General features: G+C 69.5%; 22 protein-coding genes. 7 read left to right on the top strand and 15 right to left on the bottom strand.

Translation table 11 applies throughout. The features are described 5' to 3' along the window. Positions 1-18 precede the first annotated feature (18 nt). On the bottom strand, positions 19-489 hold the full coding sequence (locus FJ091_09090; protein ID MBM4383511.1) for a cytochrome c: 471 nt from the start codon (positions 487-489) through the stop codon (positions 19-21). A gap of 241 nt (positions 490-730) precedes the next feature. On the opposite strand from FJ091_09090, the gene FJ091_09085 reads away from it, so the two are divergent. Further along, the gene (locus FJ091_09085; protein ID MBM4383510.1) at positions 731-1,420 is read left to right on the top strand and encodes an SDR family oxidoreductase; all 690 of its coding nucleotides are present in this window, start codon (positions 731-733) and stop codon (positions 1,418-1,420) included. Between the two features lie 24 nt (positions 1,421-1,444). Here the strand turns inward: FJ091_09085 and FJ091_09080 are convergent, their stop codons facing one another. From FJ091_09080 to FJ091_09050, 7 genes are all read right to left on the bottom strand, one after another. Beyond that, positions 1,445-3,154: an NAD(P)/FAD-dependent oxidoreductase gene (locus FJ091_09080; GenBank protein ID MBM4383509.1), complete on the bottom strand. Its 1,710-nt coding sequence runs from the start codon at positions 3,152-3,154 to the stop codon at positions 1,445-1,447. A 62-nt stretch (positions 3,155-3,216) separates the two neighbouring features. After that, on the bottom strand, positions 3,217-3,786 hold the full coding sequence (locus tag FJ091_09075; protein MBM4383508.1) for a VOC family protein: 570 nt from the start codon (positions 3,784-3,786) through the stop codon (positions 3,217-3,219). Next, the gene (locus FJ091_09070) at positions 3,783-4,382 is read right to left on the bottom strand and encodes an RNA polymerase sigma factor (GenBank protein MBM4383507.1); all 600 of its coding nucleotides are present in this window, start codon (positions 4,380-4,382) and stop codon (positions 3,783-3,785) included. The genes FJ091_09075 and FJ091_09070 overlap by 4 nt, the downstream gene beginning before the upstream one ends. 39 nt (positions 4,383-4,421) lie before the next feature. Then, positions 4,422-6,845 carry a CoA transferase gene (locus FJ091_09065; protein ID MBM4383506.1) on the bottom strand — a complete coding sequence of 808 codons (2,424 nt, stop codon included), beginning with the start codon at positions 6,843-6,845 and terminating at the stop codon, positions 4,422-4,424. A gap of 118 nt (positions 6,846-6,963) precedes the next feature. Beyond that, positions 6,964-9,597: a TonB-dependent receptor gene (locus FJ091_09060; protein MBM4383505.1), complete on the bottom strand. Its 2,634-nt coding sequence runs from the start codon at positions 9,595-9,597 to the stop codon at positions 6,964-6,966. A 205-nt stretch (positions 9,598-9,802) separates the two neighbouring features. Continuing rightward, entirely contained in the window at positions 9,803-10,684 is an 882-nt protein-coding gene (locus FJ091_09055; protein ID MBM4383504.1) for an SDR family NAD(P)-dependent oxidoreductase, read from the bottom strand. A 9-nt stretch (positions 10,685-10,693) separates the two neighbouring features. Continuing rightward, positions 10,694-11,731 (bottom strand): phosphotransferase family protein, encoded by a 1,038-nt coding sequence (locus FJ091_09050; protein MBM4383503.1) that lies wholly within the window; start codon positions 11,729-11,731, stop codon positions 10,694-10,696. A gap of 83 nt (positions 11,732-11,814) precedes the next feature. Between FJ091_09050 and FJ091_09045 the strand changes: the two genes are divergently transcribed. Together FJ091_09045 and FJ091_09040 are read left to right on the top strand one after the other, a co-directional pair. Continuing rightward, positions 11,815-11,979: a hypothetical protein gene (locus tag FJ091_09045; GenBank protein ID MBM4383502.1), complete on the top strand. Its 165-nt coding sequence runs from the start codon at positions 11,815-11,817 to the stop codon at positions 11,977-11,979. A 24-nt stretch (positions 11,980-12,003) separates the two neighbouring features. Further along, complete coding sequence (locus FJ091_09040) at positions 12,004-13,035, top strand: MFS transporter (protein MBM4383501.1); 1,032 nt, start codon at positions 12,004-12,006, stop codon at positions 13,033-13,035. Between the two features lie 3 nt (positions 13,036-13,038). On the opposite strand, the gene FJ091_09035 is transcribed toward FJ091_09040, so the two are convergent. The 3 genes from FJ091_09035 to FJ091_09025 form a co-directional block, all read right to left on the bottom strand. Continuing rightward, positions 13,039-13,308 (bottom strand): hypothetical protein, encoded by a 270-nt coding sequence (locus FJ091_09035; GenBank protein ID MBM4383500.1) that lies wholly within the window; start codon positions 13,306-13,308, stop codon positions 13,039-13,041. A gap of 87 nt (positions 13,309-13,395) precedes the next feature. Beyond that, the gene (locus FJ091_09030; GenBank protein ID MBM4383499.1) at positions 13,396-15,081 is read right to left on the bottom strand and encodes an FAD-dependent oxidoreductase; all 1,686 of its coding nucleotides are present in this window, start codon (positions 15,079-15,081) and stop codon (positions 13,396-13,398) included. Beyond that, the gene (locus tag FJ091_09025) at positions 15,071-16,450 is read right to left on the bottom strand and encodes an MFS transporter (protein ID MBM4383498.1); all 1,380 of its coding nucleotides are present in this window, start codon (positions 16,448-16,450) and stop codon (positions 15,071-15,073) included. The genes FJ091_09030 and FJ091_09025 overlap by 11 nt, the downstream gene beginning before the upstream one ends. A 197-nt stretch (positions 16,451-16,647) precedes the next feature. Between FJ091_09025 and FJ091_09020 the strand changes: the two genes are divergently transcribed. From FJ091_09020 to FJ091_09010, 3 genes are read left to right on the top strand one after another with little or no spacing between them, the layout of a single operon-like run. Further along, positions 16,648-17,025, top strand: coding sequence for a hypothetical protein (locus FJ091_09020; protein ID MBM4383497.1), 378 nt, complete (start codon positions 16,648-16,650; stop codon positions 17,023-17,025). 20 nt (positions 17,026-17,045) lie between these two features. After that, complete coding sequence (locus tag FJ091_09015) at positions 17,046-18,155, top strand: NAD(P)-dependent alcohol dehydrogenase (protein ID MBM4383496.1); 1,110 nt, start codon at positions 17,046-17,048, stop codon at positions 18,153-18,155. Between the two features lie 12 nt (positions 18,156-18,167). Then, positions 18,168-19,271, top strand: a complete 1,104-nt coding sequence (locus FJ091_09010) for an aldo/keto reductase (GenBank protein MBM4383495.1) — start codon at positions 18,168-18,170, stop codon at positions 19,269-19,271. A 77-nt stretch (positions 19,272-19,348) separates the two neighbouring features. On the opposite strand, the gene FJ091_09005 is transcribed toward FJ091_09010, so the two are convergent. From FJ091_09005 to FJ091_08995, 3 genes are all read right to left on the bottom strand, one after another. Continuing rightward, positions 19,349-20,374 (bottom strand): NADP-dependent oxidoreductase, encoded by a 1,026-nt coding sequence (locus FJ091_09005; GenBank protein MBM4383494.1) that lies wholly within the window; start codon positions 20,372-20,374, stop codon positions 19,349-19,351. 30 nt (positions 20,375-20,404) lie between these two features. Next, positions 20,405-21,754: a hypothetical protein gene (locus FJ091_09000; GenBank protein MBM4383493.1), complete on the bottom strand. Its 1,350-nt coding sequence runs from the start codon at positions 21,752-21,754 to the stop codon at positions 20,405-20,407. 187 nt (positions 21,755-21,941) lie between these two features. Then, entirely contained in the window at positions 21,942-22,163 is a 222-nt protein-coding gene (locus FJ091_08995) for an antibiotic biosynthesis monooxygenase (protein ID MBM4383492.1), read from the bottom strand. Positions 22,164-22,378: 215 nt separating this feature from the next. Between FJ091_08995 and FJ091_08990 the strand changes: the two genes are divergently transcribed. Beyond that, positions 22,379-22,972 carry a pyridoxamine 5'-phosphate oxidase family protein gene (locus FJ091_08990; GenBank protein MBM4383491.1) on the top strand — a complete coding sequence of 198 codons (594 nt, stop codon included), beginning with the start codon at positions 22,379-22,381 and terminating at the stop codon, positions 22,970-22,972. An 11-nt stretch (positions 22,973-22,983) separates the two neighbouring features. Here the strand turns inward: FJ091_08990 and FJ091_08985 are convergent, their stop codons facing one another. Beyond that, positions 22,984-23,400, bottom strand: a complete 417-nt coding sequence (locus FJ091_08985; protein ID MBM4383490.1) for a cupin domain-containing protein — start codon at positions 23,398-23,400, stop codon at positions 22,984-22,986. Positions 23,401-23,572: the final 172 nt, after the last annotated feature.

Genomic DNA, 23,572 nt, shown 5'->3' with positions numbered 1-23,572 from the left:
GGGTCCCTCCACGAGTTGTTACTGCGCGCGCAGGCTGCGCACGTGCGCGACGAGCGCCGCGACGACTTCGGGCTTGCTCATCAGGTCGGGGTTGCCCGGCATCGTCGGGCTCTTCCCGACGGCGGCGCCGCCGAACTTCACGATGTTCGCGATGTGGTCGTCGCTGACGGAGTCTTGCCACGAGGCGTCGCGGAAGTCGCGGGGCTTGGGGTTCAGCGCCGCGGAGCCGGGGCCGTCGCCAGCGCCCTCCGCGCCGTGACAGGTGAAGCAGCGCGATCCGAAGATCTGCTTCGCCGTTTCGGTCGCGCCGTCGTCCGCTTTGGCGACCTCCTCGGCCTCGTCGTCGCCGCCGTCTGCCGACTCTGCTTCTTTCGCTGCGACTTCGGGCCCGCTCGCCGTGCCGCTGGGCTTCTCCGTGTCTCCACCGCAGGCCAACCAGAGTGCAGCCGCGGTCATCACCGCGACCTGCAGCGCGCGAACCCGAAGCATCGAGATCTCCCTAATGAGTGGGCGTTTGGCGCGCTCGTTCCGCAAGCGTTGTGCCACGGCAGAAGCGCTGCTGCGGGCGCGGCGCGCGGCCACGCGCCCAATCCGCCCCACCCCGGCTGCCGGTTTCTCCCGATTTCGTGGCGGCAGGGGACAGCACGCCACATGCGCCGCCCGTTTCACGCGCGGCGCGAAGCTGTCGTAACGTGGGCCTCTTCCCACTTCGAATCACAGGAGCACGACCATGCAGACCTTCTTGATCACCGGCGCGAACCGCGGCATCGGCCTCGAACTGACGAAGCGCATCGCCGCTCGCGGCGACCACGTGCTCGCGTGCTGCCGCGACCCGCAGAAGGCTTCCGCGCTGCAGGCGCTCGCCGGCAAGAACGTCACGGTGCTCGGCGTGCACGTGGCCGATGGCAAGTCGGTCGCGGCGTTGAAGGAGAAGCTCGGCGACCGCCCCATCGACGTGCTGCTCAACAACGCCGGCCAAGCGGGTCCCGCGTTCCAGAACCAGTCGCTCGAGAACATGGACTTCGACGGCTGGGCGGACACGTTCGCGGTCAACACGATGGCGCCGTTCCGCATGCTGCAGGCCTTCCGTAACAACTTGAAGGCCGGCACCAACCCGCGCGCCGTCACGATCACGAGCCAGATGGGCGCGATCGTGTGGGGCTTCCCCGTGATGTACGCCTACTGCACGAGCAAAGGCGCCGTGAACAAGGCGATGAAGATGGCGTCCGAGGCGCTCAAGAAGGAAGGCATCAGCGTGATGCTGATCCATCCCGGCTTCGTGAAGACCGACATGGGCGGCCCCAACGCGGAGATCACGGTCGACGAGAGCGCGTCGGGAATCCTGTCGGTGATCGACAAGGGCTCGATGGAGACGACGGGCACGTTCACGAAGTGGAACGGAGAAGCGCACGGCTGGTGAGCGCAGCGAAGGAGGAGGGCTCGATCACTCCAGCTCGAAGCTCTCCTCCATCCGCCCGCGCACCTCGCCTTGGTGCAGCCAGTACTGCCGGAAGCCGCCGTTGTAGTTGCCGTCTTGGCGGCGGTTCGACTCGCCCTCGAAGTTGTAGTAGCCGGGCGTGCAGTCGTGATTGCGCGAGGTCTTGCCGCGGTGCGCGATCACTTCTTGCACCCACCACTCCTCGGCGGCCTCGGTGGGGTCGATCGTCGTGAAGCCGCGACTGCGCACGTGCGCGATGCACTCGGCGATGTGGTCGCCCTGCGTCTGCAGCATGTCCGTGAGATTGAACTGGAACGAGGCCTGATAGCCGCCCATGATGAACAAGTTCGGGAAGCCGCGCGTGTGGATCCCTAACAAGGTGCGAATGCCGTCTGCGTACTTCGCTTCGAGGTCGACGCCGCCCTTCCCCACGATGCGGTTCCAGATGCCCGTCTTCTGCACCTCGAAGCCCGTCGCGTAGATCAGCAGGTCGAGCTCGTAGGTCTTGCCCTCGAACACGGGGCCGCGCTCGTCGATCTCGGTGATGCCCTTCCCGCGCGTATCGACGAGCCGCACGTTCGGGCGGTTGAACGTGGGCAGGTAGTCCTCGTGGAAGCACGGGCGCTTGCACATGAACATGTACCAAGGCTTCAGCGCCTCGGCGGTGGCGGGATCCGCGACGATCTTCTCGATGCGCCGGTGGATGCGCATCATGTAGTCGATGTTCGCGCGCTCCTGGCGCTCGATCTTCTGCTCGCGCGTCTCGCCAGGCGCCGCGCGTCCACCGAGCGTGAGCATCGGCTCCGCGAGCGCCTTCGCGCGCCGCTCGGCCTGCCAGCCTGGCTTCAGCGACGCCGCCCACTTCGGATCGGTGGGCCAGTCGTCGCGCACGTCGATCGAGCTGGGCGTGCGCTGGAAGACGAAGAGTTGTTTCGCGTTCGCGCCGAGGCCGGGTACGGCCTGCACCGCCGTCGCGCCGGTGCCGATGATGCCGACGACCTTGTCGCGCAGCTTCTCGAGGTTCGCGCCGGTGTAGTCGTAGTCCCAGCGCGAGGTGTGGAAGGAGTGGCCGCGGAACTTTTCCATGCCCGCGATCTTGGAGAGCTTCGGCTTCGAGAGCGTGCCGTTCGCGCACACGACGAAGCGCGCGCGCATCGCGTCGCCCCGATCCGTGCCGATCTCCCACACGCGCTCGCGCTCGTTCCAGACCGTGCTCGTCACGGTCGTCTGGAACACGGCGAGCTTGTAGAGGTCGTAGCGGCGCGCGATCGCGCGGCAGTGGTCGAGGATCTCCTGGCCGCCGGCGTAGTGGCGCGTCGGCACGTACGCCATCTCGTCGAGCAGCGGGAGGTAGTCGTAGGAGACGACGTCGCAGGCGACGCCGGGGTAGCGGTTCCAGTACCAGGTGCCGCCGACGTCGGCGCCGCGCTCGACGATGCGGATCGACTCGACGCCCTTCTCGCGCAAGCGCGCGGACGTGAGCAGCGCCGAGAAGCCGCCGCCGATGAAGAGCACCTCCACCTCGTCGCGAATCGGCGCGCGCGGTGCGATCTCCCCGCCGTAGGGATCGCGCGCGTACTTCTCGAGCGCGCCCGTCAGCTCTGACGTGTACTGCGACGTGCCCTCGGGCCGGTAGCGCAGGCGTAGGTCGCGCTCTTCGGCGAAGCGGCGCCTGATCGCGTCGTAGTAAGCGGCGTCGCGAACGGGCTCGGGCATGGCGGCTCCGGTGTTGATCCCGCGATGCTATCCGCTCGAACGCTCTCTCCGCCTCGCCGCTGCTACTCGGCGCTCTTTCCGCGCCGCCGCTCGATGTCCGCTAGGCGCTCACTGAAGTGCCAGCGATGCCCGTCGAGGTCGAGCGCCTCGTAGCGGCGGTCGCCCCAGAACATGTCCTCGAGCGGCATCACGACACGAGCCCCGGCGGCGACGGCTCGCCCATGATGGGCGTCGATGTCGTGGACCGAGACCATCACCATACCGGTCGTGCGCCCGAGCTCCGCGGGGCTGTAGAGCTCGTGATGGGCCGCGCCCGACTGACCGATCATGACGACGCCATCGCCGATCTCGAGCCACGCGAGCACTCCGTCGGGATGCTCGAGGCGCGCCTCGCGGCGCTCGCGGAGGCCGAACGCGCGCGTGAGAAAGTCGAGCGCGCGGAGGACATCGCGATAGGCGAGGCGCGGATAGATCGACGGCATGCGTGTCGCCGCGTGCACACTCGCGGCGGACTGCTCGATGGCGGACATGAGTCGCTCCTTCTCGTCCATCAGGACCTTCGGGTCCATCGGATCGTGCGGTTGCAAGCGGTCGGGGCGGAGCCGCCGCAGCCGGTCGAGGTCGTCGCTCATGACTCGATCTTCCCACGTCCGGCTGCGCTCCGTGTCGCTGCTTGTTGCCCGCTCTGCGCCGTCAGTTCGCGCAGGCGCCTGCGCGCGCGGTTGATGCGCGAGCGCACCGTCCCGATCGGAACTCCGAGCGCGCGCGCGATCTCGTCGTAAGCAAGGTCCTCCCACACGTGCAGGAGAAGTGCATCTCGCTCGCCGACAGGCAGCGCCGAGATCGCGTCGGCCACGAGCGGCCACAGCTCGCGCGCGTCGTGCGAAGCTGCGGCGCGCTGCGCTGGATCGATGGGCGCCTCGCGGCTGGCGACGAGCACCGCAGCTGCGCGCATGCGGCGTGCCTCTGCGCGGCGGTGATGCGCGAGTACGCGCGTCGCAATTCCGTAGAGCCACGGGCGCGCGCTCTCGTGGCCGCGATCGAAGCTCGCGCGCCGCTCGAATGCGATGCGGAAGGTGTCGCCGAGTAGGCCGTCAGCCGCGGACGGCCCAATGCGGCGCACGAGAAAGCGATAGAGAACTGCCGCGTGCCGGTCGTAGAGCGAGGCGAACGCGGCCGGCTCGCCCAGGGAGCGCTCGATGATGTCCGCGTCCGAGCCCGGCTCCATCTCTCACTCTTGCCCGCACGCCCCGGTCGGTTCGCGCGATCAGCCCGCGATGGGCTCCGACGCGACGACCCGCTGCTCGCGCAGCCGCGCGATCTCCGTGTCGCTGCGCCCGAGCTCGCGCAGCAGCGCGTCGGTGCAGTCGCCGGCGAGCGCGCCGGCGCCGTAGCGCTCCGCGGCGCCGTTCACCGTGACGAGCGCGCCCCAGCGCAGCACGTCCCCGAAACGCGCGTGGCGGCACGGCTGCACGAAGCCGTTCTCGCGCACGTGCGCATCGTGCGCCCACAGGTGCCCCGGGTCGGTCGCGTCCGCGCGCACGAGCGGTACGCGCGCGGCGAGCGCGCGCTGCTGCCACTCGGCGGCGCCGCGCGCCTTCAGTGCGGTACCGATCTCGCGCACGAGCGCATCTGCGTTCTGCGCACGCGCGGCCTCGCTCGCGAACCGAGGGTCGCTCCCTAGCGACTCGCGCTCCGCCATCGCGCAGAAGCGCCGCCACTCGGCGTCGCACGTGAGCGCAAGGAACACCCAGCCCTCGCGCGTCTCGTAGAGCCGGTACGTAGGCGCGAAGCCGAGCAACGCGTCGTCGACGCGCGGGCGCGCGGGCTTGCCGGCGTAGTCGAGGAAGTCGTCGGCGTTCGCCCACGCGTTCGCGCTGAACATGTCGGTGTAGATCGGCTGTGCGATGCCGAAGCGCTGGCGCGCAAGGAGGCCCAGAGCGATCGCAGCCGCGAGGACGACGGAGGTGTTCGGATCCGGGTTCGCCTCGTTCGCGCGCATCAACTGGCGCGCGCCCTCGCGAATCTCCGCGAGCGTTTCGTGCGCGCGCGCGAGCGTCGGCGCGCCTTGGTGTCCCGCGCCACCGGCTGCGGCGCCCGCGACGGGATGCGTCACCGGCCGCCGTGCGCTCGGGCCGTCGGGGCCGTAGCCGTTCGCGGAGACCCAGATCAGCTGCGGATTCAGCGCGCGTGCGCTCGCGTAGTCGATCCCGAGGCGCTCGGGTACGCCGGGGCGGTAGTTGTGCACGAGCACATCGACGCGCCGCACGAGGTCATGCGCGATCGCGCGACCGTCGGCGCTCTTCAGGTCGAGGCAGATCGACTCCTTGCCCGCGTTGGTCTTCACGGCCAAGAGCCCGCGCGTGAGGAACTGGCGGTACGGGTCGCCGTCGATGGCCTCGATCTTGATCACGCGTGCGCCGAGGTCCGCGAGGAACGTCGTGCCGAGTGGCGCCGCGATGATCGTCGCGAGCTCGAGGATGGTGACGCCCGCGAGGGGCTGTCCCGGCGGCGTGTCGCCCGTAACAACTCGCGGCGGGAGCGAGCGCTGCTCGGCGAGCACCTCGCGCCCGTGCTCGCCCACGCGCGGCGCAGGCTTCGCGATGCGCGCGGGCGTCGCGACGAGGCGCGCGATCGGGCCCACCTGCTTCACGTCGCCACGCTCGGGATCGCGCAGCGTGACGACGCTGCCGTTCGCGACGAGGTCGGGGTGCGCGAGCGCCTGCGTGGGCGTGAGATACGGCTCCGCCGCCACGTTCCCGTTCGCGTGGAAGCGCTGCATCCACTCGTCCGCCGTGCGCTCGAGCACGCGCAGCAGGATGCGATCCCGCGCGGCCTCGATCGTCGCGGCGTCCCACGCCCCGGGCGGCGCCGCGAAGCGCTCCTCGGCGAGCAGCTCGCCCAACAAATCGATCGAGTCGAGGAACGAGAGGAACAGGTGCTCGAGCAGGTTCCCGCACTGCAGCCAGCGCCCGTCCTGCGTGAGGATCGGGTGGTAGTTGAGCGTGGGCATGTCGCCGCCCACGGCGTACGGATCCGGCGGCGGCTTTCCCTCGCGCGCCGCGAGCTGCACGAGCAGCAGCGAGACGAGGTCGTACGGGAGCAGCGCCTGCAGCAGGCTGGACTCGACGCGCTGCCCGCGCCCCGTGCGTTCGCGCGCATAGAGCGCCGCGACAACGCCCTGCACCACGCCCATTGCGCACGCGTGGCTCGCGATGCTCACCGCCGCGAAGCCCGGTCCGTCGCGGCGCACCTGGCGCGCGAACACCGCCATGCGCCCGCCCAGCGCCGCGACGATGCCCTCGTAGCCCGGAATCTCGGCGTACGGCCCGCGCGGGCCGAAGGGCGTGAGGCTCGCGTGCACGAGCTGAGGATTCGCCGCAAGTGCGCGCTCCGCATCGACGCCGAAGCGCGCCGCGCGGCCGGGCGGACCCGAGACGACGAGCACATCGGCGCTCGCGACGAGGGGGGCGAGCCGCGCACAATCGGCCTCGATGGTCAGGTCGAGCGCGACGCTGCGCTTCCCGCGCAGCCACAGCGGCGCCGCGGCGAGCGCACGGAAGCGGTCGCCGCGCGGCGGCTCGATCTTCACGACGTCGGCACCGAAGTCCGCGAGCACCGCCGTCGCGACGCCGCCGACGGGGCCGCTCGTGAGGTCGAGGACGCGAGTGCCTTCGAGGACGGCGGGCATCAGGAACTCCGAGGCGCGCAGTATTCCTCGCGCGTGCAGCGTCGCGCACTTCGCGCGCGCCAAAGCGAAAGCGCCGGCGTTCTCGCGAACGCCGGCGCTTCGTTGGGATGGGCGGCGTCTATCGCCCGAAGCTGTAGGTCACCGTCGCGCCATACGTGGCGGGCATGCCGGTGTAGCGGAGCAGCACGTCGTTCACGTGGCTGGCCGCATTCCAGTAGTGCTTGTCGGTGATGTTTCGGCCCCAGACCCAAGCGCGCCACGGACCGCGCTCGATGCCCGCCCGTACGTCGAGCAGTGCGCGCGCATTGATCACGAGGTCCGTCGCGTTCGGGCTGTTCCGGCTCGCCGCCGGAATGCTGGAGATGTAGTCCTTCGTGCACTGAATGGGACGGCCGGTTACGGAGTCGATCGCACCGATCGGTTCGTCGCAGCGATCGTGGAAGAATCCCTTCGTCGCAGCCTGGTAGTTCACGTTGGCTCCAACGAAGGCGGTCCAATCGCTCCCGACCGACCACTCATACTGGCTGTCGAAGTTCACCTGCCAGTCCGGAGCGTTCGGGAACGGAAGCCCCGAGAAGTCCTTCGTCGCACCGTTGTTCGCGGTGTTGAAGAACGGATCGAAGTTTCGGAACGTGCCATCGACCTCGCTCTTGGCGTAGCTCACCGAGGGCGCGAGCCTCAGCCCCGCGATGGGCTCCCACACGCCGGCGAGCTCGAAGCCCACCACGTGTGACTCGGGCACGTTCACCAAGGCCGGCAGCGAGCCGAAAATGATGTCCGCGACCGCGCTGAGAATCTGCTTGTCCGTGTAGTCGTAGTAGAACGCGGCGCCGTTCAGCTGCAGCGTTCCGTCCAGCCAGCTCGTCTTGGCGCCGATCTCGTACGCCAACAACTCTTCCTGCGTCGCCGGCTCGAGCTGATAGAACGCCGCGCTGGCGACGGTCGGGAAGCTGCCCGACTTGTAGCCCTTGCTGACGTTCGCGTAGAGCAGGATCTCATCGGTGACCGCGGCGTTTGCGCCGACGCGCCAGGAGACGTTGTCCTCATCGAGCTCGTTCGTGAAGCCCGCGGGCTCGGGGAAGAACGTCGGCCCAGGACCGAAGCTCGCGCAGTTGCCGGGGCCAGCGTCGAGCCCGCCGACGACCGGGAAGCCGCCGAGGATCTGCAGCAGCGTCTGGATCTCCGCCGAGATGTCGGCCCAGGTCCCATCCCCGCCGTCTGAGCCGCAGCCGCGGTAATCACGCTTCTGGTTCGTGTACCGCACGCCGCCTTGAACCGTCAGCCAATCGAGGACCGGGTACTCGAGGTTGGCAAAGATCGCGTAGGTGTCGGTCTTCTGGCGGCTGTTCGGGTTGGTTGGACCCAGCGGCGTGCGCGTGAACACCACCGTCGGCACGGCGCTCGAGATGCCGTAGGTCTGCATGAAGGAATCCCAGGTCGAGGTCCACTCGTAGTTCGCGCCGACGACCCAGTTGCCCTCGCCCATGATGCTTCCGGCGAGGCGCAGCTCCTGATACGCCGCCTTCAGGAAGCCCTGCTGGAACGACTCGTAGTCTTGGTAGTACGTCCCGTCGCTTTCGAGCGTCGCGTGGCGGTCGAACTTCGACCAGCTCGTCAACGAAGTCAGCGTCAGGTCGTCGTTGATCTCGAAGTCGACGCGCAGAGTGGTCGAGTAGAACGAGTTGTCTCGCTCGGCCGGCTCACAGTTGTCGTAGAGACGGTTCGAGAGATTCTCCAGCTCGCCCTCGTAGTCGAGGTTGCCGGTGACGTTCGCCGGCGTGCCGCCCGTGATGTTCACGCACGGACCCCAATCCGCAGAGCGGTTGTTCTTGGGCGAGAATGGGTAGTTCGCGATCTCCGGTCGCAGGCCGCTCACCTGGTTGAGCGTCGCGATGCCGAAGAGCTGCGGCATCTGCGAGTCGCCCTTGTCGATGAAGCCGCTCGCGGTGAAGAGGGCGGACAGTTGATCCGTGGGCTCCCACAGCAGCGAGCCGCGCAGGTTCACGAAGTCCTGGTCGCCGCTCTCGGTGTCGCGGTTGTACGCCCGATTGCGGCCACCCGTGATCCAGTACGGATCGGGCGCGGGCGTCGAGTTTCGCGTGTAGCTCTTTTGGTGCGGGCCCGAGTTGATGATGCGGCCCGCAAAGCGCGCGCTCAGCGTGTCCGCGAGCGGCCCGCTCACGTAGCCCATCAGGTCGACCGTGTTGAAGCGGCCGTAGCTCGCGTCGAAGCCCGCCTCGAAGCCCTCGGTCGGCTTGTTGGCGATGTAGTTCACGGCACCGCCGGTAGCGTTCTGACCGAACAGGGTGCCCTGCGGGCCCTTCAGCGCTTCCACGCGCTCGAGATCGAGCGAGGTTCCCTGAGCCATCACGGCGAACGGCAACGGCATCTGGTCGATGTAGATGCTCACGGTCGGGCCTGAGGCGAGCGCCGTGTCCTGGAAGCCCACGCCGCGGATCGTGTAGATCGGCGTTCCGTAGTAGGTGACGTTGGCGTTGAAACCGGTCACCACGCGGTCGAGCTGCGATGGGTCGGTGATGCCCAGCTCCGAGAGCTGCTCGCCGGTCGCGGCCTGAATCGACATGCCGATGTCGTTGATGTTCTCTTCGCGCTTCTGCGCGGTCACGATGATCTCTTCGACGCCGCCGCGGTCTTCCGCCGGCGCCGGCGCAGCGTCCTGCGCCCAGATCGGCGTCGCCGCCGACACCACGAGCAACGGCGCGAGAACTCGCGCCAGAGAGTTGCGATGCATGATCTTCTCCGATGTGGGTAGCGCCGTCGTGCGCTCCGACTGTGCGTTCCCTCGAACGCTCAGCCTTCGGAGAGACCTTGGCCTCCGCCCTCCCCCCGTGACGCCGAGTTACCACAGCAGTCGCGCGCTGTTCCATGCCTGCGCGAAAAAACTCGCGAACGCCGCCGTGCCGAAACGCGATGAGCCTCGCGCAGCTCCACGTCGCTCAAAACACCTCGCCCGCCGCGCGGCGCCGCTCGATGTCCGCGGGATCCATGCGCGGCGGCGTACCGCGCGCCATCACCGCCTCGAAGCGGGCGCGCAGGAAAGCATCCCAGCCCGAGTGCGGGAGGATGTAGAAGCGCTCCTCGCGGATCGACGCGACCACCGCGTCCGCCACCTTCGCGGGCGGCATCGCGCCGCGCAGCGTGTGCTGCGCGCGGCCCGCGGTTCCCGTCGCGAGATCGCCGACCGCCTCGCTCGCGAGCTGCGCGGGTCGATTGCGCTCGGCGCTCGCGAGGCTCGTGTCCACCCAGCCGGGGCACAGCACCGAGGCGCCGATCTTCGCGCCGCGCGCTTTCAGATCGCCCCACAAGCTCTCGCTCAGCGAGAGCACGCCCTGCTTCGTCACGCCGTACGGGCCGCCGCCGGGGAAGAACGCCACGACCGAGGCGGTGTTCACGACGTGGCCCTCGCCGCCGTGCGCGACCATCTGCGGCACGAACGCCTGCACGCCGTGCAGCACGCCCATCAGATTCACGCCGAGCACCCAGTCCCAGTCTTGCGGCGGCAGCTCCCAGATCGCGCCCGCGCCTTCGCTGCGCGCGAGCACGCCGGCGTTGTTGCACAAGACGTGCACTGCGCCGAACTCGCGGGTCGCGCGCGCCGCGAGCGCGTCGACCGAGGCGCGCTCCATCACGTTCGTCACGACCCCGATCGCGCGGTGCCCTTGCGCCTCGAGCTCGCTCACCGCACGAGCGAGCGCATTCGCCTCGATGTCGGCGAGCACGACGCGCATGCCCTCCTGCGCGAAGCGCTCTGCCAGCGCACGCCCGATCCCGCTCGCAGCGCCCGTAACGACTGCGGTCTTGCCCTTGAACTCTCGCATCGGAAGCTCCTAATTCCTCGCTGCGTGCTCGAGCCCGCGCCGTGCTCCCGCGCGTACGTCGCGCGGAGAGAACTGCAGCGCGGTCGCGCTCGCGTTGGTGCCGGTGGCGACGCGCTTGATGATTCCCTGCAGAATCGCGCTGCTGCGGAAGGCGTGGAACGCGCGGTAGAAGCCCTCGTTCGTCCACACGGGCCGCCCGACTCGTTCGCAGTAACGCGCACGCACCGCTTCATAAGTAGGGACGCCGAGCGCCCCGAGATCGCGGCCCGCGAACGTGCGGTCTCCCGGGACGCCGAACCACGCCTGCGTGAAGTAGGTGAAGTCTGCGAGCGGGTCCCCGAGCGTCGAGAGCTCCCAGTCGAGCACCGCCACCACGCGCGGCTCGCTCGGGTGCCGCAGCACGTTGTTGAAGCTGTAGTCGCCGTGCGCGATCGCGACCGCGCTCTCGGGCGGAATCGACTTCTCGAGCCATGCGCCGAGCTCGCGCATCTCCGGGATCGGCTCGGTCTCCGTCTCGTCGAACTGGCGCCCCCAGCGCGAGACCTGGCGCGCGAAGTAGTTCCCCGCGCGGCCGAAGTCGCCGAGGCCGAGCGCCTCGGGATCGAAGCGATGCAGATCCGCGAGCGTGTCGACGTAGGAGTTCACGAGCGCAGTGCGCTGCGCCGGCGCGAGGCTCGGCATCGAGACGTCGTAGACCGGCTCGCCCGCGACGTGGCTCATCACGAAGAACGCGGTGCCGATCACCGCCTCGTCCTCGCAAAGCACGAGCGCCTTAGGCACGGGGAAGCTCGTCGCGTTCAGCGCGCGGATCACGCGGTACTCGCGGTCCACTTGGTGCGCGGACTTCACGAGCGCGCCGGGCGGCTTGCGGCGCAGCACGTAGCGCGCACCCGGCGTCGCGAGCAGGTACGTCGGGTTCGACTGACCGCCCTCGAATTGACGAACGGTGAGGGGCCCGGCGTAGCCTGCGACGTTCGCGGCGAGGAAGCGGTCGAGGCGCGCTTCGTCGAAGCGGTGCTGCGCGCGAACGTCGATCACTTCGGCCATGGCTTGCCTCGTTCGGGAGCCCGCGACGCTACGCGACCGCACGCACCGCTCGCACGCGTGCGCCGCTCTGCGAAGATGCCGCGATGTCCTCGGACCGCGCGCGCGACGCGCTCACGCTGCTGCGCGATCCGAGCTTCGCGCGCCTCGCAGCGGCGCGGCTCGTCTCGACCTTCGGCACCGCGATGACGCCGATCGCGCTGCCGTTCGCGGTGCTCGAGGATCTTCAGGGCGATGCAGCGCAGGTCTGACTGCTCGTCGGCGCTGGCTCCGCGATGCAAGTCGCCACGTTGCTGCTCGGCGGCGCCCTCGCGGATCGCGGCTCGCGGCAACGCCAGATGATCGGCGCCGACAGCGTGGCGGCACTCGCGCAGGGCGCGATTGCAGTGTTGTTACTGACGCGCAGCGCGAGCTTCCCCACGCTGGTCGCATTGGTCGTGATCGCCTCCGTCGCGATGGCGTTGCACCAACCCGCGCATGTCGGGCTCGTGCCGCTCGTCGCACCGCGCGAGCGCCTGCAAGCCGCCAACGCGCTGCTCGGAATCGCGAACTCCACCGCCTATGCGCTCGGCGCGGTGAGCGCGGGGATCATCGCGGCGTTCGCGGGCGCCGGCGCCGAGCTCGCGATCGACGCCGCCACCTTCGCCGCGAGCGCGCTGCTCGTGCTCGGCATCCGCGCCGCGCCTCAAGCGCGGTCCGCGGGCAAGAGCCTCGTGCGCGAGCTGCGCGAAGGCTTACGCGAGTTCACCGCACACACCTGGCTGTGGACGATCGTGGTGCAGTTCTCCGTGATGCTGATGGGCTGGTTCGGCGCGTTCGCGGTGCTCGGGCCCGTAATCGCCAAGGAGTCGCTCGGCGGCGCCGAAGCCTGGGGGCGCATCGTCGGCGCCGAGGGGCTTGGCCTCGTCGCCGGCGGCCTGCTCGCGCTGCGCGTCCACTTCGCGCGTACGATGCTCGCCGCGACGCTCTTCTGCTTCCCGATCTCGGGCGTGCCCTTGTTGTTATCGATCCCTGCGCCGACCCCGCTGATCGCCGCCGCGAGCTTCGTCGCGGGGGTCGCGTTCGGCGCGTTCGGCGTGCTGTGGAACACCGAGCTGCACAAGCGCGTGGCACCAGAGGCACTCTCGCGCGTGTCCGCCTACGACGCGATGGGCTCGATCGCGCTCGTGCCGGTCGGCGAAGCGCTGGCGGGCCTCGCCGCGGCCAGCATCGGCGCCGCACCGAGCGCAGTCGTTTGCGCCGTGCTGATCGTAGTGCCCACCGCCGCGGTGCTCGCGGTGCGAGACGTCAGGCAGATGCGGGCGTGAGCGCTAGCCGCGCGTGCCGTGCTTTGGGCGATTGATCAGCCACTTCCCCGCCGCTTCGGAGTCTTTGATCTGCGACTTCGTACGACACACCACGCGCGGGATGCGCGATCCCGTGGGTCGCTCTTTCTTGCACACGACCTCGTCGCCGGAGTCTTCCTCCGTTGCGGCGCCTTGCTCCGGCGTAGGGGCGGTCGGGGCAGGGTCGGAAAGCGCGGGGGATGCGAACGCGGTGGCGAGGGCAAGAGTGAGGAGAGCGAGTCGTCGTCTCGTCATGACCAATCTCCCGGGGCGCGGCGCGGACGCGCCTGGTGTTGCCGCGGACCGACCTTACGCGCTCGCGCGCCGACGCCAAGCACCATCTCATGGAAGCGAGCACGCCGCGCTGACTCGAGTTCTACCGGACGCCGGCGAAAGCTCCTTCGCAGCCTCGCAGCCGGCGATGTAGCCGTAGGTCATGCCGGGCCCGAGCGTGCCGCCGGCGCCGCCGTAGACGAGCCCGGTCGCGCCGGCCATCGCGTTGCCCACGGCGTAGAGGCCGGGAATCACCCGCCCGCGCGGGTCGAGCACCTGCGCAGACGTGTTCGTCTTGGCGCCGCCCTTCGTGCCGAGCGCGCCGGCCACCAGCTTGATCGCGTGGAACGGCGCGCGCGTGAGCGCACCGAGCGTCGTGAACGGGCGCGGGCGCGAGCGGTCGCCGTTGTAGGAGTCGTACACGCTGCGGCCACGCTGGAAGTCGGGGTCCTCGCCCTGCGCGGCGAACTCGTTGAAGCGCGCGACGGTCGCGGCGAGCGCGTCCGGATCGACCTCGATCGCGCGCGCGAGCTCTTCGACCGACGCGCCGCTGAACAGAAAACCCGCGGGCTTCGGCGCGCGCGGAGAGAAGCCTGCGAGCGGGTACCTCGCGTAATAAGTGTCGTCGAACACGAGCCACGCCTCGGCGTTGGCGAAGCTGAAGTGCGTGGGATCGAACGTGTGGAACGCGCGCCCGACGTCGTTGTAGTTGGCGGCCTCGTTCACGAAGCGCTTCCCGCGGCGGTTCACGATCAGCGAGCCGGGCAACGTGCGCTCCGCGAGGCAGAGGCGATACAGCGGCTTCCCGCCCGCCACGCCGTCGCCGGGGATCGGGATCGTCGGCATCCACCACGCTTCGCTCATGTTCGCAAGCTGCGCGCCTGCCTCCATCGCCATCAGCAGGCCGTCGCCCTCGAGCTCCGGCGGCGAGGCCGGACCGATCAGCGGCCCGCGCAGGAACGCGCGAACGAGCTCCGCGTTCCACTCGAAGCCGCCCGTCGCGAGCACTACGGCGCGCGCGCGCACGAGCACGTCGCGCTCGCCCTGCTCCGCGCGCACGCCGACGACCGCGCGACCCGCGCGCACGAGCTCGCGTGCGCGCACGCCCAGGCGCACGTCCACGCCGCGATCGAGGCAGCCGCGCAGCAGCGCGCCCACGAGCGCCTCCCCGAGCCCGCGCTCGTCGCGGCTTGCGCGCGCGGCGAGCACCTCCGCGGGCGGCACGCGCTTCTCGAGTCCCTCGGTGAGCGTGAAGCGCTGAATCGGCGCTTGCGGGTGAAGGTCCGTGCGCGCCTGCCGGATGCGCCCTGCCCACTCGCCGAGCTGCGCGAACGAGAACATGTCGGGATCGAGCGAGCGGCCGCCGCCCGCCAGGCCGCCCGGGCGCTCGGGGTGATAGTCGGGGTAGTTCTCTGCGATGTGGAAGCGCAGCGGCGTGCGCGCCTCGAGGAAGCGGACCATCTCCGGCGCGCGGTCGACGAACGCCGTCGCGAGCTCCATGTCCATCACGCCGAGCGAGAGCGACTCGAGGTACGCGAGCGCCTGCTCGCGCGAGTCCGCGATCCCGAGTGCGGGCGCCAGGTGGTTGTTAGGCACCCACACGATGCCGCCCGAGACCGCGCTCGTACCGCCGATCGCGTCGCTGCGTTCGAGCACGACGACGCGCGCGCCGGCGTCTGCCGCCGCCACCGCGGCGGTGAGGCCGCAGGCGCCGGAGCCGAGAACGAGCACGTCGGTGTCGAGGTCAAACTCCATGGCCGTCTCCTTGTTCGAGGCGGCGCCGCTCGCGCCGCGCGGTCCTGCGCTGCAGGAAGCCCACGAGCCGCCGCTGGCGTTCCTCGCTGATCGGGTAGCCCCACATCACCGCGAGCGCGATGACGTAGAACACCACGGGCACCCAGATGAACACGACCTTCAGTGCGAGCAGCTGCTCTGGACCGTTCTCGCCGTTCGCGCGAAACCCGAACCACGAGACCACGTTCAGCGCGAAGCCCGCGGAGACGGCGAGCACGGCCTTGTTCGCGAGCGACCACATCGAGAAGAAGAGCGCGGTGCGGTCCTCGCCGCTGCGCAGGCGGTCGAGGTCGACGACGTCGGCCTTCATCGCGGCGGGCAGCGCCGCGAAGCTGCCGATGCCGATCCCGAGCACGACGAACACGAGCATCATCCAGTAGAGGTCGCCGGGGCCTAACAACGCGTAGCCCGGCTGCGCGACGAGCGCGACGCCCATGCCCATCAGCCACGCGTTGCGCTTGCCGAGGCGGCGCGCGACGGCGTTCCAGAGCACCACGCCCGCGAGGTTCGAGAGGTAGAAGGCGAGCAGCACGACGTAGCTCGACACGCTCGCTTCGAGCACGTGCACGACGTAGAGCACGTAGAGCGGGCCCCCGATCGCGGGGCCCGCGGCGGCGAGCGTGAAGCCGATCATCAGGCGCAAGAACGGGCCGTTGCGCGCCATCACGCGGAAGCCGTCGGCAAGCGTGATGCGGCGCGACTCGATCGGCGCGCCTTCGGGCACCCGCCACAACGCCATCATCGCGACGGCGAAGAGCGTGAGCGCGGCAGTCGCGATCAAGTGCAGCGACTCGGGGAGCGGCTCGCCGTAGCCGAACAGCGGCTCCGCGAGCAGCGGCAGGCAGATCGCGGTGAGCGTGCCGGTCACGCCGAGCGCCGTGCGCAGCGACGCGATACGCGTGCGCTCGTGATAGTCCTGCGAGAGCTCGGCGCCCCAGGCGTAGTAAGGAATGGCGACGAGCGTCCAGCCGAGCCACAGCGTCACGAGCCAGAAGGCGAAGTAGGCGTTTCCGACGACGCCGCTCGGCACGAACAGCATCCACACCGACAGCATCGTGAGCGGCGCGCCGAGCAGGATCCACGGCTTCCGTCGCCCGAAGCGCGTGCGCGTGCGGTCGCTCGCTTGGCCGACGAGTGGATCCGTGATCACGTCGCTGATGCGCGCGAGCATCAGGATCGTGCCGATCGCCGCGAGCGAGAGACCCATGTCGCGCGCGTAGAAGGGCGTGATGAAGAGCGCGATCGGCGTGGCCGCCATGCTCAGCGGCAGCTCCGTGAGCGCGTAGGCAGCGAGCGTGCGCGGGGCGAGCGGCGGCGTGGGCGCAGACATTCGGCGCGCATGATGTCGCGAACGAGTGCCTCGCCCACAGGCCATTCCGCCCGCGCCCGCGACTTCACGCAGCGAGATATCGTGGGCACCCCAAAGCCCGGAGTCGCGCCACGTGAAGAGCACCGCAGCCGTCTCACCCTCTTCATCGTCGTCTTCGCGCGATGAGTCATTCGCACTTCAACCCGAGGACTGAACCCATGCCGCAATTCGTCTTGATCGGTCTCTGCGAACCGCCCAGCCCCGACAAGCAGGCGCAGTTCGACGAGTGGTTCGTCGACCAGCACATCGAAGACACCGCGCACTGCCCGAACTTCATCCGCGGCCGCGTGTTCAAGCTCGCGGGCGGGCACCTCGGCAGCTCGCCGGTCTCGCAGTACCTCTCTCTCTACGAGGTCGAAGCGCCGAGCTACGAAGAAGCGGAGCGCGTGCTGAACGAGTGGCAGCGCGATCCGAACGCGTGGGCCGGGCGCACGAAGCACACCGAGACGGCGGCGCGCATGAAGGGCATGCCGCTCAAGGTCGTCGGCTCCGGCTGGTACGAGCTGCTGAAGTCGTTCGACGGACCGAAGGCGTAGCGGGCGGGAGGGTTGCGTCGATGACGGGGGCGTCCGCGCGAGCTGCCGTGGTGCGCTCGGCTCGAGGCGAGTTCGTGCTCGAGGACGTCTCGCTGGGTGCGCCGCGCGCGGACGAGGTGCTCGTCCGCATCGTCGCGAGCGGGATCTGTCACACCGACATCGCCGTTCGCAATCAGGACATCGACATCCCGCTCCCGATGGTGCTCGGGCACGAAGGCTCGGGCGTCGTCGAGGCGATCGGCGACGCCGTACGCCACGTCGCGGTGGGCGACCACGTCGTGCTGAGCGGGGACTCGTGCGGGACGTGCCCCGCCTGTCACCGAGGTGCGCCGGCCTACTGCGACGAGTTCGTCACGCGCAACCTCACCGGCCTTCGCGCGGACGGGAGCTCGCCGCTTTCGTGCCGCGGAGCGCCGCTGCGCGGCCGCTTCGTCGGTCAATCGTCCTTCGCCACCCACTCGATCGCGCCAGCGCGCAGCGTCGTGAAGATCGCGCGCGACCTGCCGCTCGAGCTCATGGGGCCCCTCGGCTGCGGTCTCACCACGGGTTTCGGCACCGTCGTGAACGCGCTCGCGCCGCGGCCGGGCTCGAGCGTCGCCGTGTTCGGCGTCGGCACCGTCGGCCTCGCAGCGGTGATGGGGGCTCGGGCGACAGGATGCGCGCGCATCATCGCGGTCGACCTGCGGCCCTCGCGGCTCGAGATGGCTCTCGCGGTCGGCGCGACCCACGTCGTGGACGCCTCGCGCGAAGATGCCGTCGCGTCGATTCGAGCGCTGACGCGCGCGGGTGCGGATTTCTCTGTCGAGTGCTCTGGCGTGCCAGCGGCCGTCCGGCAGGCAGTCGATTGCCTCGGCCGCCCGGGCTGGTGCGCGCAAGTGGGCGCGACGCCAGGCGGCATCGAGATCGCGTTCAGCATGGACCGCATCGGGATGGGGCGCGGCATCCGCGGCGTCGTGATGGGCGATGCCGTCGCGCAGACGTTCGTGCCCTACCTGGCCGAGCTGTTCCGTGACGGGCGCCTTCCGTTCGATCGCTTCGTGAAGTTCTACGACTTCGCCGACATCAACCGCGCAGTGCACGACTCGGCGGTCACGGGTGAAGTGATCAAGCCGATCCTGCGCATGCGCTGACGAGGAGACTCCGTGGAGCTGCGAGCGTTAGGCCGCACCGGCGTGCGGGTGAGCAAGCTGTGCTTCGGCGCCGGCATGTTCGGCTACTTCGGCAACGAGGATGAAGCGCACTGCACGCGCATGGTCCGGCGCGCGCTCGACGCGGGCATCAACTACTTCGACACCTCCGACGTGTACTCGCACGGCGAGTCGGAAACGATCCTCGGCAAGGCGCTTGCCGGGGTGCGCGACGAAGTCGTGCTCGCCACGAAGTTCAGCCTGCCGATGGACGCGAACCCGAATCACAAGGGCAACTCGCGGCGCTGGATCGTGCGCGAGTGCGAGAGCAGCCTGCGGCGACTCGGCACGGACTACATCGACCTCTATCAGGTGCACCGACCCGACGACGCGACCGACATCGACGAGACGCTGGGCGCGCTCAGCGACCTCGTGCGCGCGGGCAAGGTGCGCATGCTCGGCTCCTCCACGTTTCCGGCGGAGCAAATCGTCGAGGCGCAGTGGGTCGCGAAGGAGCGCGGGCGCGAGCGCTTCCGCGTGGAGCAGCCGCCCTACTCGATCTTCGCGCGCCGCATCGAGGCCGACGTGCTGCCCACCTGCCAGCGCTACGGCATGGGCGTCGTCGTGTGGAGCCCACTTTCACAAGGCTGGCTCACGGGGAAATGGCGGCGCGGCGCGCAGGCGACCGACACGAATCGCCAGAAGCTGCAGCCGCACCTCTACGACATGAATCGCCCTGATAACCAGCGCAAGCTCGACCTCGTGGAGGCGCTCGCCGCCGTCGCGGCGGAGGCCGGCATCTCGCTCATGCACATGGCGATCGCGTTCACGTGCGCGCACCCCGCGGTGACGTCGTCGATCATCGGACCACGCACGCTCGAGCAGCTCGACGGCCTACTCGCTGGCGCGGACGTCACGCTTTCGGACGACGTGCTCGACGCGATCGACCGCATCGTCGCGCCAGGCGTGACGGTGAGCCGTGACGACGACGGCTACGTCGCGCCCGAGATCAGCGACGCGAAGCTCAGACGGCGCGCCGCGCTGAAGGCCGCGCACGAGCCCGCGCGCGAGACGGTGCGGAACATCGAGGCATACAGAGAGGCGCGCGGGAAGTCGTAGGCAGCCCGCGACCGCTCACAGCGGACGCATGAATCGCGAGGTCCATCCCTGTGGATCTTTCACGTTCAGCATCAGCGTCAGCCCGCGGCCGGGAGCCGCAGCACCATCTTCCCCTTGTTCTCGCCGCGATAGAGCGAGCGCAGCGCGGCGGGGAAGTCGCTCACGTCACCGCGAACGATGTGCTCCGGCATTTTCAGCGAACCCGCCTTCGCGAACGCTGCGAGGCGTCGGCGCCCCTCGCCGTAGCGAGCGGCGTAGTCGAACACGACGAAGCCCTGCATGCGCGCGCGCATCGTGCCGAGCCAGATGTAGTTGCTCGGGCCTTGCATCGTTTCGGCGGGGTATTGCGAGGTCGAGCCGCACAGCAGCACGCAGCCTCGCATGCCGATCAGGCGCAGGCTCTCGTCGAGCACCGCGCCGCCCACGTTGTCGAAGATCGCGTCGATGCGTTCCGGCGCCGCGCGCTCGAGTTGCTCGCGAAAGTCCGGGGCGCGGTAGTTGATCGCGACGTGGTAGCCGAGTTCCGACTCGAGCCAGCGGCACTTCGGATCCGTGCTTGTTAGGCCGATCGTGCGCGCCCCGGCGAGCCGCGCGAGTTGTCCGGCGATCGAGCCCACCGCGCCGGCGGCGCCGGTGACGAGCACGGTCTGCCCGGGCTGCGGCTTGCACTCGTCGAACATCGCGAAGTACGCGGTGAGACCGGAGACACCCATCGGGCCGAGCCACGTCGAGAGCGGCGCGAGCGACGTGTCGCAGCGCTCGAGGCCGCTGCCATCGGAGATCGCGTAGCGCTGCACGCCGAACGAGCCGATCACCGCGTCGCCGACGCGGTAGTCGGGGTGTCGGCTCTCGAGGACTTCACCGGCGCCCGATCCGTGTACCACGTCTCTGGGCTTCACGCGGAACAGGAAGTCGCTCGAGTCGCGCACGATCAGACGCAGCGCCGCATCGATGCCTACGTAGTGCGTGCGAATCAGCACCTCGCCGCCGTGCGGCCTCGGAATCGCGGATTCGCGCACTTCGAAGTCGCCCGGGCCTGCTTCGCCACTCGGGACGCGCGCGAGATGGAGTGTGGCATTGCGTTCGGTCCTCGTGCGCGGCACGTGCTTCTCCTTGGCTGCAAGCGCGCCACGCTAGGTCAACGGCGCGACTCGCCGCGTCAGCGCTCGCTGCGCCGCTCGCGCGCCTAAGCGCGCGACTCCTCGGAGGCGACCCAGCGCAGCCGCGCCTACGGCGCGCCGGTCAACACCGCGAAGGCAGCGTCCGCCATGCGGCGGTAGCCCTCCGTGTTCGGGTGCAGGTTGTCGGCCGTGAGGCCGGCTTGCATCACCGTCGGATTCGCGGGGTCGCGCAGCACGGCGTCGAAGTCGACCACCGCATCGAAGGCTTCCGTGGTGCGGATCCACGCATTCAGGGCTTGCCGAGCCGACTCGGCTGCTGCGCCGGAGTAGCCCGGAAGGCTTCCTCCCGACGGGGAGAGCGTGCCGCCGATCACCACGAGGCCGCGCGCGCGCGCGGGCCGCGGTTTGCTGGAGGCCCGAGATGATGTCCGTCACCGCAACGGGTGGCGTGGGAATTCCGATCACCGTGAGCAGTCCGGGCAGCCCGATGTCGTTGATGCCCGCAGTCACGATCACATGCGTCACGCCCGTTCTCGCCAGCACGTCGCGGTCGAGGCGCGCTTGCACGTTGTCGCCCAAGAAGGTGCGCGTCACTTGGTTGCCCGAGATGCCCGCGTTGAGCACGCCAGCGCGCCGCTCGGCGAGCAACCGCTCCGCCAGAAAATCGGTGTAACGCGCGTTCAGGTCGACGGGCTCGTTCGGGAACGCCACCTGATCGCCGTCAGTGATCGAGTCTCCGATCGCGGCGACGCCCCACGTGCCCGGCGTGGTGATCACGTCGACGCCGGCGAATAAAACCCATGACGTCTCGCTGGAAGCGGCGATCAGGTGAGTCGCCGCGGTTTGGTCGCCGCTCGCGATGTAGTTCGTCTGCAGCGCGCGCACGTGATACGTGACGGGCGAGCCCGAGCCGGTCACGTCGTCGGGGAGATGCACGCTGATCGCGAGGTCGGCGCGACTCGGCACGCGCAGGCTCACCGCGTCGCTCACGACGCGCGCACCCGGTGCGATCACGATCGATGCGGCGCCGCCGAACGTGAGCGTGCGCAGCGACTCCGGCGCAATGCTTCCGCCCGAAGCGCGCAGCGCCACCGTCGCCGCGCCGACTCGCAGCGGGGCGCTACCGAACTCGTTCGTAAGCCACACGCGCACGCGCGGACCGCCGAGGCTCACATGCGCGATCTGACGCAGCGTGACGTCGTCGAGCGTGGGGAGCGCGCGATCGAAGATCGTGGGGGTCTTCGATGCGGTGGCCCAGGTCGTGACCCAGCGCGGTCCGCGCGGGTTTGCGTGCGCCGTCGTCGCGAGCGTGAGTGCGAGCAGCAGGAGCGCAGCGAGGCGCGAGTGGCGGAGCAGCATCATGGAGCCCTCTGGCGGCGCGTGCGCCCGCGTCGATCACAACATGCGAATCGACGCAGCGGCGCGCGTTCGTCGGAAGATGTGTAGGACAAGCGCTGGTGGCTCCGCGACGGCGAGGCGCCTTCGGCGGTGAAGCTCGTGCCATCCGTCCGCGGACATCGAAGTCTTGTCGACTCGCGCGACGCCGCGCTCAGCCAATCACCTGCAGCCGCTGAATCTGCGGCGCGCCGGCCATCAGCCCCTTGAACGACGCGCCCGAGGCCTTGAAGTGCGCGCTCTGTCCGTGCGCGGCGAGCGCCGCTTCGTCCTTGTAGAGCTCGAGCACGAGGTACTTGCCGTCGGAGTCCTTGCAGAGCGTGTAGAGCTGATTGCCGGGCTCGTTCGCGCGCACTTGGCCGGCGAGCGCCAGCATGGCCTTCTCGAACTACGCGCCCTTGCCTTCCGCCACGTTCAGTCGTGCGATCAGTGCGATCATGGTTCGTCCTCGAGCGCAGGGTTCGCGGCGCGCTCATTGCCGATGGCGCGCATTCTCGACCGGCGCGAGCAGCCCCCGCAACTGAGCGGCTGCGCGGCGCGCTGCGATACGGTCGCTGCGCGTTCTCATCTCGACTCTGCGGGAGCCGCGCGATGTCCGACAAGGACCACGAACAAGTCTCGATCTATCCGTTCTCGCCCGCGAAGCGCGAAGAGCTGCTCAGCAAGGCGCGCGAGTGCGTCTTCAACTGGAGCACGAAGGACGGCTGGCCCGTGGGCGTCGTGCACGCGTTCGTGTGGAAGAACGGGCGCGCGTGGATCACGTGCGGGCGGCATCGCCATCGCATCGCGGCGCTGCGGCGCGATCCGCGCTGCTCGGTCGTGGTGAGCGGAATCGCCGCGGAGGGCGGCCCGAACGGCGCCATCACGATCAAGGGCCGCGCGATCATTCACGACGACGAAGCGACCAAGCGCTGGTTCTATCCCGCACTCGCGCGTGGCCCTTACGGGCGCGCCGGCGGTGCGCTCACGCCCGAGGCGGAGGCGCAGGCTTCCGCGTTCGAGAAGCGCCTCGACTCGCCGCTGCGCGTGATCGTCGAGATCGTGCCCGAGAAGTTCATCGAGCTCGACAGCGACAAGATGGCGAAGGACACGGCGGGCCAGCTCACGGACGAAGAGCGCGGTCCGCTGCTCGAAGCCGACGCGAAGCGCATGCCGGAGGAGCTGCGCAAGCTCGGCATCGACTGAGCGCGGGAAGCTCAGGTCTTGCGCGCGCTCTCCGCGAGGCTCTTGATCGTGCGCCAGTCCTGCACGTAGTCGAGCGATCCGTCGGGCTTGTAGAAGAGGATCGCGCCGTACACGTTGGCGAGATAGAGCGTGTCTTCGGTCGCGGTGGTCGCATCGTGCACCGCGCCCGCCGGCTCGTACATCCAGTCGCCGGCCTTCGCCTCGCCGAGGCGGTACTCGAGTCGCCCGCTCAGGATGTAGAAGTCCGCGGGCCCCGAGTGCACGTGGGCTTGATTCACGGTGCCCGCGCGCGCGTGGATCAGCAGGCTGTAGGCGCCGGTCTCCTCGCTCACGCGCAAGACCTTGATGCGATTGCCTTCGAGCCCCGTGCCGAGGTCGATCCACGGCAGTGCGTCGGTCGAAACTTTGCCTTCGAGTCCAGTCATCATCGCGTGTGCCTCGCGTCGTCAGGTCGGCTCACGATATCGCGGCGCTGACCTGCTGGCATTTCTCGGACCAACGGTCTCTAGAGAACGGCCCCTGGTTGCTCTGTTGATCGACCTCGCGCGGCAAACTCTGCCGGCGTGAGATTGCCGAGACTCGAGTGCGGACGGACGGTGT

Source organism: Deltaproteobacteria bacterium (assembly GCA_016875395.1).
Taxonomy (GTDB): domain Bacteria; phylum Myxococcota_A; class UBA9160; order UBA9160; family UBA6930; genus VGRF01.
Note: the sequence above shows the minus strand (reverse complement) of the source record. Positions and strands in the feature narration are given on the sequence as shown.